The organism is Microbulbifer elongatus (assembly GCF_020524885.1).
GTDB classification, from domain to species: Bacteria; Pseudomonadota; Gammaproteobacteria; order Pseudomonadales; family Cellvibrionaceae; genus Microbulbifer; species Microbulbifer elongatus_A.
In genome coordinates this window covers 1,450,368-1,467,277 of sequence record NZ_JAIVKJ010000001.1, presented here as the reverse complement: position 1 = coordinate 1,467,277, position 16,910 = coordinate 1,450,368, and the positions used below count along the sequence as shown (strand labels likewise).

Annotated in this window: 16 protein-coding genes; 9 read left to right on the top strand and 7 right to left on the bottom strand. The window is 58.4% G+C overall.

Annotated features, from left to right (window positions below; translation table 11 throughout):
* The first annotated feature begins 74 nt into the window (after positions 1 to 74).
* The 3 genes from LC059_RS06210 to LC059_RS06200 all read left to right on the top strand — a co-directional run bounded on the left by LC059_RS06210 (position 75) and on the right by LC059_RS06200 (position 3,402).
* On the top strand, positions 75 to 692 hold the full coding sequence (locus LC059_RS06210; RefSeq protein WP_226702940.1) for a trimeric intracellular cation channel family protein: 618 nt from the start codon (positions 75 to 77) through the stop codon (positions 690 to 692).
* Positions 693 to 746: 54 nt separating this feature from the next.
* Positions 747 to 2,435 (top strand): alpha/beta hydrolase, encoded by a 1,689-nt coding sequence (locus LC059_RS06205; protein WP_226702939.1) that lies wholly within the window; start codon positions 747 to 749, stop codon positions 2,433 to 2,435.
* Between the two features lie 67 nt (positions 2,436 to 2,502).
* On the top strand, positions 2,503 to 3,402 hold the full coding sequence (locus LC059_RS06200) for a sulfurtransferase (RefSeq protein WP_226702938.1): 900 nt from the start codon (positions 2,503 to 2,505) through the stop codon (positions 3,400 to 3,402).
* Here LC059_RS06200 and msrA read toward each other — a convergent pair whose 3' ends face one another.
* Positions 3,403 to 4,032 carry a peptide-methionine (S)-S-oxide reductase MsrA gene (gene msrA, locus LC059_RS06195; RefSeq protein ID WP_226702937.1) on the bottom strand — a complete coding sequence of 210 codons (630 nt, stop codon included), beginning with the start codon at positions 4,030 to 4,032 and terminating at the stop codon, positions 3,403 to 3,405.
* 58 nt (positions 4,033 to 4,090) lie between these two features.
* Positions 4,091 to 4,708, bottom strand: a complete 618-nt coding sequence (locus LC059_RS06190) for a class I SAM-dependent methyltransferase (protein WP_226702936.1) — start codon at positions 4,706 to 4,708, stop codon at positions 4,091 to 4,093.
* Between the two features lie 277 nt (positions 4,709 to 4,985).
* Between LC059_RS06190 and LC059_RS06185 the strand changes: the two genes are divergently transcribed.
* Both LC059_RS06185 and LC059_RS06180 read left to right on the top strand, forming a co-directional pair.
* On the top strand, positions 4,986 to 6,245 hold the full coding sequence (locus LC059_RS06185) for a porin (RefSeq protein ID WP_226702935.1): 1,260 nt from the start codon (positions 4,986 to 4,988) through the stop codon (positions 6,243 to 6,245).
* A gap of 56 nt (positions 6,246 to 6,301) precedes the next feature.
* Positions 6,302 to 6,847, top strand: coding sequence for a molecular chaperone DnaJ (locus tag LC059_RS06180; protein ID WP_226703191.1), 546 nt, complete (start codon positions 6,302 to 6,304; stop codon positions 6,845 to 6,847).
* Positions 6,848 to 6,853: 6 nt separating this feature from the next.
* Here LC059_RS06180 and LC059_RS06175 read toward each other — a convergent pair whose 3' ends face one another.
* Positions 6,854 to 7,633: a methyltransferase gene (locus LC059_RS06175; protein WP_226702934.1), complete on the bottom strand. Its 780-nt coding sequence runs from the start codon at positions 7,631 to 7,633 to the stop codon at positions 6,854 to 6,856.
* Between the two features lie 48 nt (positions 7,634 to 7,681).
* Positions 7,682 to 8,386, bottom strand: coding sequence for a DUF599 domain-containing protein (locus tag LC059_RS06170; RefSeq protein WP_226703190.1), 705 nt, complete (start codon positions 8,384 to 8,386; stop codon positions 7,682 to 7,684).
* A 226-nt stretch (positions 8,387 to 8,612) separates the two neighbouring features.
* Between LC059_RS06170 and LC059_RS06165 the strand changes: the two genes are divergently transcribed.
* The 4 genes from LC059_RS06165 (at position 8,613) to LC059_RS06150 (ending at position 14,974) form a co-directional block, all read left to right on the top strand.
* Positions 8,613 to 11,525, top strand: coding sequence for an insulinase family protein (locus LC059_RS06165; protein WP_226702933.1), 2,913 nt, complete (start codon positions 8,613 to 8,615; stop codon positions 11,523 to 11,525).
* A gap of 16 nt (positions 11,526 to 11,541) precedes the next feature.
* Positions 11,542 to 12,282 carry a carboxy-S-adenosyl-L-methionine synthase CmoA gene (gene cmoA, locus LC059_RS06160; protein WP_226702932.1) on the top strand — a complete coding sequence of 247 codons (741 nt, stop codon included), beginning with the start codon at positions 11,542 to 11,544 and terminating at the stop codon, positions 12,280 to 12,282.
* A 14-nt stretch (positions 12,283 to 12,296) separates the two neighbouring features.
* Positions 12,297 to 13,274 (top strand): tRNA 5-methoxyuridine(34)/uridine 5-oxyacetic acid(34) synthase CmoB, encoded by a 978-nt coding sequence (gene cmoB / locus LC059_RS06155; RefSeq protein WP_226703189.1) that lies wholly within the window; start codon positions 12,297 to 12,299, stop codon positions 13,272 to 13,274.
* A gap of 314 nt (positions 13,275 to 13,588) precedes the next feature.
* Entirely contained in the window at positions 13,589 to 14,974 is a 1,386-nt protein-coding gene (locus LC059_RS06150; protein ID WP_226702931.1) for an L-serine ammonia-lyase, read from the top strand.
* Positions 14,975 to 15,005: 31 nt separating this feature from the next.
* Here LC059_RS06150 and LC059_RS06145 read toward each other — a convergent pair whose 3' ends face one another.
* From LC059_RS06145 to LC059_RS06135, 3 genes are all read right to left on the bottom strand, one after another.
* Positions 15,006 to 15,815, bottom strand: a complete 810-nt coding sequence (locus LC059_RS06145; RefSeq protein ID WP_226702930.1) for a class I SAM-dependent methyltransferase — start codon at positions 15,813 to 15,815, stop codon at positions 15,006 to 15,008.
* Positions 15,816 to 15,848: 33 nt separating this feature from the next.
* Positions 15,849 to 16,217, bottom strand: coding sequence for an STAS/SEC14 domain-containing protein (locus tag LC059_RS06140; protein WP_226702929.1), 369 nt, complete (start codon positions 16,215 to 16,217; stop codon positions 15,849 to 15,851).
* Between the two features lie 115 nt (positions 16,218 to 16,332).
* A complete protein-coding gene (locus LC059_RS06135; protein WP_226702928.1) occupies positions 16,333 to 16,794 on the bottom strand; it encodes a hypothetical protein in 462 nt (153 codons plus the stop codon).
* Positions 16,795 to 16,910: the final 116 nt, after the last annotated feature.

Genomic DNA, 16,910 nt, shown 5'->3' with positions numbered 1-16,910 from the left:
CATTCAGTTGTACCGGAGCCCCACGGGGCTCCATAATTCCCCGCATCTGCGATCAATGTGGCGAACGGGAACCCATGGAACAACTTCTGCACTGGTGCGACCTGATCGGCATCGTGATCTTTGCCTTTACCGGCGTATTGGCCGCGGGCCACAAGCAGATGGACCTGTTTGGCGCTGTGGTACTGGCCTGTGTCACCGCGACCGGCGGCGGCACCACCCGGGATATGATTCTCAACGTCCCTGTCTTCTGGCTCTCCGACAGCTACTACCTGTGGATCGCTGCCGCCACCGGCGTGATCAGCTTCTACCTTATTCGCTACCTGCAGGTCCCCATGCGCCTGCTGATGATCGCCGACGCCGCTGGCCTAGCGGTGTTCGTGGTAATCGGCACCCAGAAAGTCCTGGATCTCGGCCACACCCCCGCAATCGCCATCGTTATGGGCGTGATGACCGGGACATTCGGCGGTCTGATCCGGGACATCCTGTGCGGCGACATTCCCCTGCTACTGCGACGGGAAATTTATGCCACAGCGGCCTTGAGTGGCGCCGCCGCTCTGGTGATACTGGACGATATTCAGGCACTGCCCGGGGAAGCAGTGGTGGCCATTGCGGTTTTCGTCACCCTCGGGATTCGGCTTGCGGCGCTGCGCTGGAACCTTTCCGCCCCCATCGCACGCATGCGCCCCGACTGACAAGACACCAACATTCACACCTGTAGCCAGGATTACACGGCAGACACAGCGACTATGCCCTCACGTATTTTTTCCGCGCAAACCGTTACCCGCAGCCTGCTCTTAATGTCGATGATCGCATTGACTGCGGGATGCACCCGGGAGGAGTCCGCTGAAGCCCCCTCCCCCAGCCACCTGATCCCAAAAAGTTGCTGGTTTGATACCGAAGCCAGCTGGCCGACCACCCAGTGCTACATGATGGAAGTGCCGGAAAACCACGACAATCCGGCCGGCCGCAAAATCCAGTTTCCGGTGGTGCGCTTCTTCGCTGAAATCAATGACCCGGACAAGGAGCCCCTGCTCCACCTGGGCGCCGGTGGCCCGGGCGCCAGCATGGGTCTAGAACCGGAAAATGCCAGTGACTGGCTGTGGGTCAACTACGCCGGCATGACCGTTGAAAGCGGCCGCGATCTCATCGTTATCGATCCGCGCGGCACCGGCATGGCCAGCCCGAAACTGGCCTGTGATGAATTCATCAAAGACGCGAACCTGGCATTTACCCGCAACCTCAGCACCGATGAGGAGTCCCGCGTTTTCACCTACAGCATGGAGCGCTGCTACAGCCGGCTGAGTGGTACGGCCGACCTTGCCCACTACAACAGCGCATCGGTAGCCAGAGACGTGGAGGCGTTGCGACAGGCACTGGGGGTGCCAAAGCTGAACCTCTACGGTGTGTCCTATGCGAGCCGCTATGCCCTCACCATCGCACGGGATTTTCCCGAATCTGTACGCGCGATGGTACTCAACAGTGCGGTGTTTCCCGACATCATTTACACCCAGCAGTTGCCAGAAGACGTGATCGCCGCTTACCAGCGCGGACTCGATTACTGCAGCGAAGACACGACCTGTAACAAGCAGTACCCCAATCTCAAACGCCGCCTGGAGACCCTGGTCGAGCAGCTGGACGAAAAGCCGCTTACCGTGGAGACGAGCAACATCCACCCGGGTACGCAGTATCCCTTTGTGCTCACCGGCCAGCGACTGTTGCGGGTGCTGTTTCAGGCCCTGTACAACGAACACTTCTATAAAGAGTTTCCCGCAATTATCGAGGAGCTGGAGTCCCAGCAGGCAGAACTGCTAAAGCCTTCCATTGCCAGTTTTATGGGCCTGGTGCTGGACCCCAATTTTGGTGATGCGGCGGGCATCAGCCATTTTTGCTACGAAGAGGCGCCGTTCGTCGACTTCGACCTGGCCCGGCAGTCCGCAAGCAACAGTGGCATTCTGGGCGGCTCGGTGCGCTCAGACATCGATATGATGCAGGTCCAGTGCCGTATCTGGGCCATCCCTTCCGCGCCGTTACTGGAATCCCGCGCGATCAAAACGACGGTCCCGACCCTCGTCATGCACGGCGCCCTGGACCCGGTACTCTCCGCCAAAGACGCCAACAAAGCGCGCAAGAAGCTGCCAAACCATCAGTGGATCCTCTTCCCCAAGCTGGCACACGACGTGATCTCTGCGAGCGATTGTGCCGAGGAGGCGGCAGCCGGATTCCTCGACCAACCGCAACAGCCCGTCGCCGAGATCGCCAGTGACTGCCGCAAACAGGAGCTGGCACGCCAGGCGGAACTGGAGAAAAAGATCGCAGAACTAGAGGCGCAACGGTCCAGCGAAAGGCAGGAAGGTGCGTCGCAGGAATCATCAGAGCAAGACGGGGAGCGCAACCGCAAGGTAACCGCTGGAAACCGCTATTCGGAAGCGCACTGAAGCTGGACAAAATCGTTCCCGGGGCTTAATTTGGAGCCCATAACGACGATAAAAAAAAGCAGTAGCTATGACTTATCAGGGTGTGATTGAAGTATCCGAACTGGCAGCGCTTCTGGATCAACAGGATCAGGGAAGTCAGCTCGTCATTCTCGACTGTCGCTACAATCTGGCCGATACGCAGGCCGGCGAGCAGGCCTACCTCAAAGAACATATTCCGGGTGCGCGCTATGCCAGCCTACACCGGGATCTCTCCGCTTCTCACGAGCCGAGCGGTGATCACAACGGCAGTCGCTACGGCGGCCGCCACCCATTACCAAGTGCAAAGCAGTTTTCCGAGTTTGCGCGCGCAGCGGGGATCTCTGCGGAAACGCAGGTGGTGGTATACGATGATCAGCGCTTTGCGTTTGCTGCCCGTGCCTGGTGGCTGCTGCGCCATTACGGCCATACGCAAGTAACCATCCTGAACGGTGGTTTTTCGGCCTGGAAAAATGCCGGGCTGCCGGTGTCCGAAGGTGAAGAAGACCCTGCGGCAGCCGGCGATTTCAGTGGCTCCGCCGAGGCCGGCGAACTTCTGCACTACGAAGACCTCTATCCCCACCTGGAAAACCCGCCCTGGCAATTGGTGGATGCGCGGGAAACCCGACGCTTTCTGGGAAATGAAGAGCCCATCGACCCGATTGCAGGGCACATTCCCGGGGCCATCAACAAGCCCTGGCAGGCGACCACCGACGAAAATGGATTTATCCAGCCGCTGGCCGTCCTGCGCGAAAACTGGCAGAGCATCCCGGCCGACGACGATATCGTGTGTTATTGCGGGTCTGGGGTAACGGCGTGTGTAAACCTGTTTTCACTGCTGCAGGTCGGTCGCTCCGCGCGACTGTATCCGGGGAGCTGGAGTGACTGGTGCGCGCATATTCTGTATCCGCGCACCTCATCACCCGAGAATCACAACAAAGAAAACGCCTGATCAGCGCAACAGACAGGCGCCGGTTCCGGCAAGGCCGCAGTACCCACCCGGGTTCTTGGCCAGATACTGCTGATGATCTTCTTCTGCATAGAAAAACGTCGGTGCCGGCTCGATCTCTGTGGTGATACTGCCAAATCCCTTCTCTGCCAGCGCCTGCTGGAAGCGCTGTTCGGACGCCTGCGCCTGTGACAGCTGGTCGTCACCGAAGGTGTAGATACAGGAACGGTACTGGGTCCCCAGATCGTTGCCCTGGCGCATACCCTGGGTGGGATCGTGCTCTTCCCAGAAGCGACGCAACAGCTCTTCGTAACTCACTATCGCCGGGTCAAACACCACCAGCACCACCTCTGCGTGCCCTGTACCGCCACTACACACTTCCCGGTAGTTCGGATTCGGGGTATGGCCGCCGGCGTAACCTACCGCGGTGACGTACACACCCTCTATTTCCCAGAACAGCTGCTCGGCGCCCCAGAAACAGCCCATGCCAAATACTGCCTGTTCCATACCGGCGGGAAACGGCGGCAGCATCGACTCGCCGGACACAAAATGCTTGCCGCTGATGGGCATGGCTTCCGGGCGGCCGGGGAGCGCATCATCGGCCGTGGGAATCTGGGTCTTGTCGTATTGCATCTGGGATACCTCTGCCTTGTTTGCCTACCTGTTGAGGCTGAGCCGTTGAACAGACTGGTTATTCGCCCGCGAGCATAATACAGCCGCTGGCTTTCATCGGGCGCTGAGTCTGCCACTCGAAATACTGCGCGTCGAGCTTTTCCTCTGCGCGCTCCGCAAGGCGTCGAAACGGTGAGCGGCCCGGATCCACCAGCATAACCCGCCCTACCCCCGCACGCAGTGCACGGCGAGTCAGGTTGTACAGCAACCCCTCGAGCTTGTCCCAGAAGCAGATATCCGTACCGATCACCGCATCAAATTCTGTCAGCGCGGCTTCGGTGACTTTTTCGTAGCGACACTTCCAGGTGTTGATCGATACTCCATTCAGCTCCGCGTGGTACTCAGCGAAGGGAAACACACTGGGGTCGGCATCCAGCGAGGTCACCTTCGCACCAAACTCCTTCGCACAAAAAATACCGCCCAGCCCCCAGCCGCAACCGAGATCCAGAACCCGCGCACCCTTTTTCAATGGGTGTTTTTGCAGGTAATCCATGGTCAGGCACGAGCTCTTCCAGAATTTGTTGCCGTGCAAACTGGCATCACCGGCTTCGCGGCGCAGCCGACGCATATCCGGGTGTGCATTTTTCCGTACGGTCAACCCAAACATCTGACGGCTGAGAGAATGACTTTCTGCCAAGGTACTCCCCTTTTGATTTTACGATTCGCTTTCTGCAGTGTGTGAGATGGCGCCCCGAGTATAAATTTCAACCCGTTCACTCACGACCCCCAAGACGCTGTATGCGGCAACTTCAACAAAAATAAGGTAGTGAATGCCATTTATGCGAAGTGTATTCGTTCAAGCCGGCCTCTCGAGCCATCTGGTCTACTTTTGCTAAAGAGCTATGAATGGCCTCCGTTCACTCGCCGATTTTCGCCGCACGCGAGAATCGTTCTTGAAGGCAAGAGAGCACCGCATGAATAAAAACCTCCATAGAACACTACTGGCGACGGCAACTGTCGCCGCGATATCCAGTGCGAATGCAGTGCCCATTTACCAGTCCAATCAAGTCACTCTGTATATGGAGGGGTACTTCACCGCGCACATGGTGAACTCCTTCGGCGATACCCAAATGGAAGATGGGGCATCGCGTATTCGCATTGGCCTCAATGTACCGGCATACGACGAATGGGACACCGGCTTCAACCTCGAGTGGGGGGTGCGGGCGATCAATTCCGCGTCGAATCTGGTGATCCAGGGTGACCAGCAAGCAGCACCCGGCGACCGGCAAAATTCGCTGTTCCTGCGCCAGGGGCACCTGTTTGCAAAGCACCCCACCTGGGGCGACTTCTCCATGGGAAAGCAGTGGGGGGTGTACTACGAAGTTACCTATATCACTGACTGGTACAACGTCTCCGGTGGTCTTGCCAGCGGCACCTACGGCCTCAACACCGATGGTGGTTCGACCGGCACGGGCCGCGCAGACAGCGCCCTGGCATGGCGCAAGAGCTGGGATCTTGCTGCCGGCGAGTTCAAAATCGGATTTCAGTATGCGGCACATACCGCGGACTTCGAAACCGCGGTAGAAATCGAGCCCGATCGGGAGCTGGTCTGTCCCCCTTCGGACTGCGAGTTTGGCATAAGCCACGGTATCTCCGCCGGGTACCTGGCTGATATTGGCGACGGCCTGTACTTCGGAGTCGCTTACAACCGCGTCAAACTAGATGTCGCCAGCCAGGACGGGTTGGTTTTTGACACCTCCGGCCTGGAGCCAGTCCTCATCGACGACAGTTTCTCGTTTAATGCCAGTAGTAACACCTGGGCCTCCGCCATAGGCACCTATTACGGCAAAGGGGCTTATGAGAAAGGTTTTTATGGCGCCGTGGTGGTCCAGCGCTCGCAAAACAACCAGTTGGCTCCGCAAGGATCGGTGGTGGGTATTACCAACTTTTTCGATGCCAGGGGGTCCGAATCTTTTCTCAGTTATACCTGGGGGCGCGACAACTGTTACTCCTTTTACGGTGGACACAATTACCTGGAGTCCGACGACCCGGAATTCGACGCGGCACTGGTTCAGGGCAATCAATACCGCCTGGAGCAGTACTACCTCGGTTTCCAGTACCGCTGGAACGAGCGCGTGCGCATTTACTTTGAAAATGCCTTTGACAGCAGCAACGTAGTGGCAAAGCCAGAATTCGACAACTTTAATGCCATCGGCATCCGCATCGACATCTGATACGCTTCCGACCTTGGGTTTTCAATTTTACCGGGGAGCAGCACACCTTGGGTCGCATGATTTTGCTGATTGCCGTAGGCATCTTTGCCTGGCTGGCAATCCAACAGTTCAAATACAGCCCGCCTGAGCGGCGACGCAAGCTACTGGTCCAGTACGTACTGATCGCCCTGGCGGTGGCTGCGGTGCTACTTGCCGTTACCGGACGCCTGCACTGGGTGGGCGCTGCGGTGGCGGTGGTGCTCCCCCTTATCAACCGCCTGTGGCGAACCTTTGGCAGACACCTACCGTGGATCGCGCCGCTGATTGCCAAGCACGCTCAGGCCAAAGCAGAAAAAGAAAGGGCGGAAAAGGAAAAAGCCAGCCGCGCAAATGGTGAGAGCCAGAACGCAGAAAGCCAGCCCCACCGAGCCCATGAGCCGCAACTGACTATCGAAGAAGCGCGCAAGATCCTGAGCGTTCCCGCCCATGCCACGCGCGATGAAATCATCGGTGCGCACCGCAAGCTGATTCAGAAATTCCACCCGGACCGCGGCGGTAACGATTACCTGGCGTCCCGAATTAATGCCGCAAAGGCCCTGCTGCTCAAACAGCTCGAGAAGTAATCAGCATCAGGCCCGCCGGCACAACAGGTGTACGTATCGGGCCAGCTGTCGATAAGGGTCCACCCGGGAATATTCCAGTTCCTTCTCCACGATCGCCGCTGGCGGCAATTTATCGCGCATTTCCGGCGTCATGAAATCGTGGAAACAGCGAATGCCGCTGTGCGCCACCAGTGACAGGCCAGCCTGCTCTACCCACCCCATTACCTCCTCAGGCAAAAGCGGGTTTTGCGGTGTGAGGCTCCCGGGGTGCCCACCCCAATCCCCACTGTTGCGGTTGCGGTCAAGCTGGCGCAGGCTGCCCCGCTGCAGCAGGCGAAATTCCAGCGCACGACGATTGTAAAAAGTGAGGGAAAGGTAGCCGCCTGGCACCAGGCATTGCGCGAGATGCACCAGTGCCTGCTGCGGCTGCTCGAGCCACTCGAGCACCGCATGGCACAACAGTAGATCTGCCGACGGAATCCGCGGGTCGGAATCCAGGGCTTGCAGGGGCAATTGCAGGGTCTGCACCCGGCTGCCCAGCCCGCGCTCCGCGACCTGCTCTCGTGCAAGGTCGAGCATCTCCACAGAAATATCGGTAAGCCAGACCCGGTGGCCCGCCGCAGCCAGATCCAGCGCGAACTGCCCCTGGCCGCCTCCAGCATCCACAACGTTGAGTCTATCGCCCTTACCGTCCAGAACAGGTGCCAGGTCCCGGTTCAAAACCGCCAGGCGGATATCTCCCTTGAGCCCGCCGTAGATCCTTTTCCTGAAACGCTGGGCAAGATCGTCGAAATTGCGATCAGCCACGGAGCGAGTACCGGTCGGTGAACAGCTTCACCATTTCCTGCTGCCGCATTACTTGTCCCGCACCTGATCCAGGGAGCGCCCCTCGGCAGCCAAAATGACCTGCAGGGTGCGCGAACGAAACTCGCGCATATACAGCACCCAGATCACCGCCAGGAAACCGAACACAAACAGCACCGGATGTACGAACCAGCCCATCACTGCCATGGAAAAATAGAAGGAACGCAGGCCGTAGTTGTAACTATGCCCTGCCTGGTCGATCACCTTGGCGGCACTAATGGCGTAGCGACGACGCTCTTCGGGAGTGACCTCCTCCTCGTCGACCGCCGGGGCCGCCCCTAAGAGCACATTGGCAAACGAGTACTGGCGCAGCGACCAGGTAAAATTGAAGAAGGCGAAAATGTAAATCACGATGAGCACCATGACCTTGATCTCGAACTGCTCGACCGTGGTGGTCTGGGCAAACGGCAAGCTACTCAGCACTTCCACCGCCGCAACATTAGCCGACAGTGCGGTGACCAAACCGGCGAGAATCAGAATGCTGGTGGACGCAAAGAAGCCGATCACCCGCTCGAGGTTGCTCAGGATGGCGGCGTCGGGCATGCGCATATCCCGCTCCAGCATGCGCAGCATCCACTCTACCCGGTACCACTGCATGGAAGAAGCCAGACACCAGGCGGTTTTCGCCTTCTTGCGGGCAAATACCGTGTACCCGGCCCACGTCAGGCAAAAACCCACCAAGCTCGCGTAATCCATCCAGTTCACAACGCACCTTCCCCCATCGACTACATTTATTGCGTCAAAAAATAAAGGCCAGAGTTTCGCACCGGTGGCGCAGGTGTCAACAACTAGTTCGATTGCCACACCTGGCTGTCAACCCTGTCATTTCTACCGCCCGGAGCGCTAAAATGGCCGCCGATTTTGCCAGGGCTGCCTCACCAATTGCCCCTGGCGACAGAAACCTACCCATTGGAGCTGTCTTTTGAGCAACGTACACCCCGCATTCGAACCGATTACCAGCGCCGAAATCGAATCCCTCGGCGTTCGCGTGGAAGAGTACCGCCACCGCCGTACCGGCGCCCAGCACCTGCACATCGCCGCAGACAACCCGGAAAACGTGTTTTTGGTCGCCCTGCGTACCGTCCCACAAGACTCTACCGGTGTCGCCCATATCCTGGAGCACACCGCACTGTGCGGCAGTGACAAATACCCGGTACGCGACCCGTTCTTCATGATGATTCGGCGTTCCCTGAATACCTTTATGAACGCCTTCACCAGCTCCGACTGGACCGCCTACCCCTTCGCAAGCCAGAACCGCAAGGATTTCGATAACCTGCTGGACGTATATCTGGACGCGGTATTCTTCGCCAAACTGGACCCGCTGGACTTTGCCCAGGAAGGACACCGCCTGGAGTTTGCCGAAACCGAAAACCCGGAAAGCGAGCTGGTGTTCAAAGGCGTGGTGTTCAATGAAATGAAGGGCGCCATGAGCTCGGTGACCTCACAATTGTGGCAGAAACTGAGCAAATATCTGTTCCCGACCACCACCTACCACTTCAACTCAGGCGGTGAGCCCTCCGATATTCCAGACCTCACTTACGAGCAGCTGGTGAATTTCTACCGCAGCCACTACCACCCTAGCAACGCCATTTTTATGACCTTCGGCGATATCGAGGCGGCAGAACATCAGGCGATCTTCGAAGAAAAAGCCCTGCATAAATTCGACCAACTCCACAAAACCATCGAAGTCGGCCGCGAAAAGCTCTATGTGGCACCGGTGCGCGTGGAAGAACAGTATCCACTGCCCGGTGAAGAAAACCTGGACGAGAAAACCCATATCGTACTGGGTTGGCTGCTTGGCGACGTCACCGATCTTGAACAGGCCCTGACCGCGCACCTGCTTTCCGGCGTGCTGCTCGATAACAGCGCATCGCCACTGATGCACCTGCTGGAAACCACCGAACTGGGCCAGTCCCCCTCCCCCCTGTGCGGTCTTGACGATTCCCAGCGCGAACTAGTGTTCGTATGTGGCATTGAAGGCAGCGAGCGCGAACGCGCCGACGAACTGGAAAAGCAGGTACTGAAGGTCCTCGAAGACGTCGCAGAAAACGGCATTCCCTACGAACAGGTAGCCGCCGCTCTGCACCAGCTCGAACTGCAGCAGCGAGAAATCGGTGGTGACGGCTATCCGTACGGCCTGCAGCTGATCCTGACGGCGCTGACCGGCGCCACTCACCGGGGCGACGCCATCGGCCTGCTGAATATCGATGCCGCGCTGGAAAAACTGCGCAAGCAGATCGAAGATCCTAAGTTTATCGCCAATGCGGCGCGCGAATTATTGCTTCAGAATCAACACCGGGTACGGCTGGTACTGTCTCCCGATACCGATATGGCGAACCGCGCAGAGCAGGCAGAAAAAGCCCGCCTGGCAGAAATCAGAGAAGCACTCAGCGACAGCGAAAAGCAGCAGATTATCCAGACCGCAAAAGCCCTGGCGGATCGCCAGCAGCGCAAGGACGATGAGTCCATCCTCCCCAAAGTGGGTGTAGAAGACATTCCACCGGAGCTGCCCAAGGTAGAAGGCGAAGAAGTACAGCTAAGCGGTGCAAAGGTAACCCGCTACGCGGCCGGCACCAATGGTCTGGTATATCAGCAACTGGTGACCGCGCTGCCCGACTTCACCGATGAAGAACGCATTCTGGTGCCCTACTACTGCCAGACCTTGAGTGAACTCGGCCTCGGTGACAAAAACTACCTGGAAGTCCAGCAGTGGCAGGCGGCGGTCGCCGGCTCCCTGCACGGATTTACCAGCCACCGCACGGAACTGGACGATCTCAACAGCCAGTCCGGGCACTTTATCCTGTCCGGTAAAGCGCTGGCGGCCAACCAGGCGGGGCTGACCGAACTGATGCAGGCCACCATGGAGCAGGTGCGCTTCGATGAGCTACCGCGCATTAAAGAGCTGTTGCTACAGACCCTGGCCCGCCGCGAACAGTCTGTGGTCGGCAGCGGCCACGCACTCGCCATGGCCGCCGCCAGCGCCGGCTTCAACCGCGCCGCCGCGGAAGGCCATGAATCTGGAGGCCTGCTCGGCCTGCGTCAGCTCAAAGCACTGGTGAAAACGCTCGACAGCAACGAAGGGCTGGAAACCCTGGCTGGAAAGTTCAGCGCCATTCACCAGAAAATCTTCGACGCAAAACGCCAGTTCCTGGTCGTGGGTGAAGAAGATCGCCTGGCGGATTTCACCAAGGTGCTGAGCCCGCTGGCAAACAATGCCGCGCAAACTACAACCGAAGTAGAGCCACCTTTTACCCCGCACAAGGTGCAGGAAATGTGGATTGCGAACAGCCAGGTGAATTTCTGCTCCAAGGCTTATCCCACCGTGCCCATGTCCCATCCAGACGCCCCGGCACTGGCGGTGCTCGGCGGATTCCTGCGCAACGGATTCCTGCACCGCACTATTCGCGAACAAGGCGGCGCTTACGGTGGCGGTGCCAGCCACGATGTAAACATCGGGGCATTCCGGTTCTATTCCTACCGCGACCCGCGTATGGCAGAAACCCTCAAAGACTTCGACGCATCGGTAGACTGGCTGCTGAACGAAACCCACGACGAGATACAGGTGGAAGAAGCCGTGCTTGGGGTTGTCGGTGGCATGGATAAGCCCGGCTCCCCCGCCGGTGAAGCGAAAAAGGCATTCCACTCTAACCTGTATGGGCGCACCCATGCCGTTCGCCAGGAGTTCCGCCGCAAGGTCACCGAAGTCACCCTCGATGATCTTCAGCGCGTGGGCATGACCTACCTGCAACCGGAAAAAGCCAGCACCGCAGTGGTCACCGGCAGCCAGGGCCGCGACGCCGGGCTGGCACTGGACCTGCACGAAGAAAAACTGTGACGGTGAGTAAAACGCAGTGAACAAGAAAGACGATATTTTTTCCAAGCCTCTCGGTGAGGTGGCCGGCTTCAGCTTTGACCAGTCGGTAGTGGAAGTCTTTCCGGATATGATCCAGCGCTCGGTGCCGGGCTACACCACGATAGTGGCCATGATCGGCACCCTCGCCGAGCGCTATGCCCAGGCCGGCAGCCGCTGCTACGACCTGGGCAGCTCCCTGTGCGCGGCTACACTCGCAATGCGCCACCGAATTCCCGCGGCAGATTGCGAGATTGTTGCGGTGGACAATTCCCAGGCAATGATCGAGCGCGCCCGCACGGTACTGGCTGCGGACAGCGGCCAGATACCGGTACAGCTGGTGTGCGACAACCTGCAGAACGTGGCCATCGAAAACGCCTCGGTGGTGGTGCTGAATTTCACCCTGCAATTTATTGCCACCGAAGAGCGGGAAGCAATACTGCAGAAAATCTACGACGGCCTGCGCCCGGGAGGCGTACTGATTCTCTCGGAGAAAGTGGCCTTCTCAGACCACGACCATCAGGAGCTGATGATCGACCTGCACCATTCATTCAAGGCCGCCAACGGTTACAGTGCATTGGAAATCGCTCAGAAGCGCAGCGCCCTGGAAAATGTACTGGTTCCGGAAACCCTGTTCGACCACCGTACCCGCCTTAAAAACGTCGGCTTTAACAGTGTCGACGTATGGTTTCAGTGCTTCAATTTCGCCTCACTGATTGCCATCAAGCAACGGGATGAGTGAGCGAAAGTACTGAGATGATTGACTACACACCGCTCTATGCCGGGCTCCAGCATATTCCCGAACTGCGCTTCTGGCTCGCGATCCTGCCCCAGCAGATTGCCGAGGCGTTGAGCCCTGCGCGCTGGGGGGAACTCCCCGAGTGGCAGGCCGTACTGGAAGCGCTTCCCGATGTTGCGCCCTCTTCCATTGAGACCGGCAGCGAAGTGCGCATTGGCAGCGCGGCAGACATCTCGCCGGTACAGACCGAGGCCCTGGAAACCCAGCTCCACAAGCTACACCCCTGGCGCAAGGGCCCGTGGAAGGTGTTCGATACCTTTATCGACACTGAATGGCGCTCGGATTGGAAATGGGACCGGGTAGCGCCACATCTGGACGATCTCTCCAATCGGTTGGTTCTCGACGTAGGTTGCGGCAGTGGCTATCACTGCTGGCGTCAGTACGGTGCCGGCGCCCGTCGGGTTATCGGTATCGACCCCTCCGCCAAGTTCGTTGCCCAGTTTTATGCCCTGAAGAAGTATCTCGGCCTCGACAGGCCCGTGGATGTGTTGCCTTTGGGGATCGAGGCGTTGCCCGAGAACCTGCGAGCCTTTGATACCACTCTGTCCATGGGGGTTCTCTACCACCGGCGCTCGCCCATGGCGCACCTGCGCGAACTCAAGGAGACGTTGCGCCCCGGCGGTCAGCTGCTGCTGGAGACCCTGGTCATCGACGGCGGCCTGGGGGAGTGCCTCGTACCCGAAGGGCGCTACGCCAAAATGCGCAACGTGTGGTTTTTCCCCAGTACCGCAACCCTGGAAAGCTGGCTGCGCAAGACCGGCTTCACCAATGTGAAAACCGTCGACCTGGACCGCACCACGCTGCAAGAACAGCGCAGCACAGACTGGATGCGCTTTGAATCGCTAGTGGATTTTCTCGATCCCGAGGACCACAGCAAGACCATTGAGGGGCACCCCGCCCCCCTGCGCGCCACACTCACCGCGACAGCACCGTAATGCGCCACTGAAGACCCGGTGCCCGCCGCTACTCAGTGCGTTCTCCGCGACCAACTTTGCCAAAATATTCGCAATATTCCCTGCGCCGATAGGTGGAAGACTAGTAGTTTGTTGCCCAGGACCGGTAATTCACCAAATATAATCTCGATTTCCGGCGCCCACCTTGCGCTGCAAATAGGCTTCGGCGAACGTGTACGCCGCCGAGCCCCTGCGGTATTCACGCAGGGCTGAACGGCACCATAACTACACTTAAAACGAATCCCGCGGGCGCACTGCACCGCTGGCAGATTTGGCGAGAAAATCCCGGAATCCTCATGAGCATCAGTGTTTTCGAACTGTTCAAAATCGGCGTCGGCCCTTCCAGCTCCCACACCGTGGGCCCCATGGTGGCGGCACGCCAGTTTGTTTGCGATCTGGAACAACAGGGCACACTAAACAAGACCGAGCGGATTGAGGTGCACCTGTACGGCTCGCTGGCGCTCACCGGTATCGGCCATGGAACCGATATGGCCGTGCTGATGGGGCTCGAAGGCGAAGCCCCCGATACCATTGATGTAGACGCCATCGAAGGGCGGCTCGCCGGAATCGAAACACACCAGCAACTGATCCTGAACGGTCAGCGCGCCATCCATTTCGAGCGCGATCGCGACCTGCTGTTTCACAAGGAAGAGTTTCTGCCGCAGCATTCGAACGGCATGACGTGCAAGGCATTCGCTGGCGGCGAATGTCTGTTTGAGCGCAGCTACTTCTCCATTGGCGGCGGCTTTGTACTCTCCGAGGAAGATTTCCAACACCGCGAGCAGATCGCCACACTGCTCCCCTACGATTTCAGTTCCGCCGAAGAACTGATGGCTCTGTGCGATCGCCACGGATGGACCATTGCCGAGCTGGCGATGGAAAACGAAAAGGCGTTTCGCAGTGAGCAGGAGGTCAAGGATGCCCTGTGGCATATTTGGGAGGTGATGGACGCCTCCATCCAGCGCGGCTGCCATCAAAGCGGTGTATTGCCCGGCGGACTCGGTGTGCGTCGGCGCGCCGAGGAACACTACCGCGAATTGTCCAAGCAGACTGCCGAAGAGCGCTGCAAGGGCCTGGCGATTCTCGACTGGGTAAGCCTGTTTGCTCTAGCGGTAAATGAGGAAAACGCCGCACGTGGCCGTATTGTCACCGCCCCCACCAACGGCGCGGCCGGAGTGATTCCCGCCACCATCGCCTACTATGTGCAGTTCGTGCACGACCCCGAGGAGCACGGTGACCTCAAAGACCAGGTGGTGGAATTTATGCTGACCGCCGGTGCCATTGGCATGTTGTTCAAGAAAAATGCGTCAATCTCCGCCGCGGAGGTGGGCTGCCAAGGTGAAATCGGAGTGGCTTGCTCCATGGCCTCCGCCGGCCTCGCGGCGGTACAGGGTGGCAGTAATCAGCAGATTGAAAACGCCGCAGAAATCGGCATGGAGCACAATCTCGGTCTGACCTGCGACCCCATTGGCGGTCTGGTTCAAGTGCCCTGTATTGAGCGCAATACCATGGGCGCAGTGAAAGCCATTAACGCCGCGCGTCTGGCTCTGCGCGGCACCGGCGCGCACATCGTACCGCTGGACAGCGTAATCGAAACCATGCGCCAGACCGGTATCGATATGCAGAGCAAGTACAAGGAAACCTCGCTCGGCGGCCTCGCCGTAAATGCCGTGAACTGCTAACCAGACACCCTGCCCGCATCACCAGGAAAGATCACCCCGGCACGCCGTGCCGGGTGTAGACATCAAAGCGGCCGGATTTTCCTTCAAAACGCAGACTCGGTTTTTCACCATTCAAATCCGGTGCCAGTCGCGGACGCTTTACCACCGTGCGGTAATAGCAGGCCGCAAACGCTGGCGCCAACAGGCTGTCCGCATCTTCATCCGAACCGACGACCTGGTGAAATGCCACCATTTCTTTTTTCACCTTGGCACTTTTGTCGCGGCTCGGGAACATGGGGTCCAGGTAGACCACTGGAATCGACTCGCTCCCCTGCTCTGCCAACCAGGCAGCCGCGCTATCGACAGCGGGCTCCAGTTGCACACGGGCGGCTATAGGTGCGAGCTCGGGATCTGATTGCGCAACTTCGCGCAGGCGCCTGACACCATCTTCCAACAATGCGTACACCACCGGATTCCGCTCCAGCATACGCACTTCACAGCCGAGAGATGCCAGCACAAAAGCATCCCGCCCCAAACCCGCGGTGGCATCCAGAACCTGCGGGTAAAATCCACTGCGGATCCCCACTGCCTTGGCGATCTGCTGCCCTTTACCACCGCCAAATTTGCGCCGGTGCGCGGCGGCACCAGTAACGAAGTCCACCTCTACGGGCCCCGGCGCCTTGCGCCCCGTTGCGCACAGCTGTAGCCGCTCTCCGCGCTTGAGTACAAAAGGCGTGCAATCGATGTGTTTTTCAGGAGTTTCGCCGAGGTACGGCAACTGCAGCTGCTGCGCCAGTGCTTCGGCCTGCGAACAAAACTCGGATGTCGCAGCCGTTACTGCCAGCTGCACGGAGGAAGACATGGTAGATGGTATCCGTCGCTCAAAGCGGGGAATTTAACCGGGATGGCTCAACCATTCCAGTGCAGATTCCTCTTCGTCAGTAGGATACGGGCGCACTTCCGCGGCAACAAAGTGATTGAGAAGCTGCGGCATAAACCCAAGTAGCGTGTTGTCCGAGAGAACAGCGATACGGTGAAGGTGGCGGTGCTGGTTGCGGGTAAAGACACAATGGGGCACCAGTGCAGCGAAATTCTGCCAGCCTCGATAGTGCCGGGCGTCGATCAGCAACCCCTGCAGACTCCCGTGCTGGCAGATAACCGGGTCCACCTGCGCAGCCAGCGCGCGAAACTCAGCCGGCCTCAAATCCGCCACCGGACGGATTTCCAGAATATCGTGGTCGTGATGCCAACAGTGCTCGATCATGGCCTGACACAAAAACGTAACTACTTTATACAGCGTAGAAAAGAAAAAGGCTGCGAACCAGTCGCAGCCTTTTCTCCTTTGGATTCTGTTTTGGGCTCAGGTAATCAACACGACATTACTGGGGTTCATCTTCAGTTTTGTCTTTGTCGCCACGCAGTTTGTCCATGGCATCTTCAGCAGCATCTTTGGTAGCATCACCAGCTTCTTTCAGTGCATCGCCGGTATCTTCCGCCGCATCTTTGATTACTTCACCGGTATCTTCGGCGGCATCTTTCACGGCATCGCCAGCATCCCGGGCAGCGTCCTTGGTTTCATCCAGCAGATTGCTGCCGGAGGATTGCGGATCCTCAGTCGTCGGGGCGACGTCATCACTCTCCTGTGGCATGGTCGGATCCGAATCCATATCCGGCGGAGTCGACGAATCGGGCATCGATGAATCAGTGTCCGGTGTCGTACTTTCGGCAGGTGGTGTTTCCATGTTGTCGTACGCATCGCGGACGGAGTCGTCCGATCTCTGTGACATGAAATAGCCGATGATCAACAACAGAATAATCAGTGGTAACAGTAGTTTCTTCATATGCCCAATGACCCCTGGTCAGCGTTAGAGAGTTCAGAACGATGGGGAGCATCTTGCCGATTTACCCCGGACAACCGTTTATGATGCCCGACGTTGCCGTCAATTTGCCCCCTCGT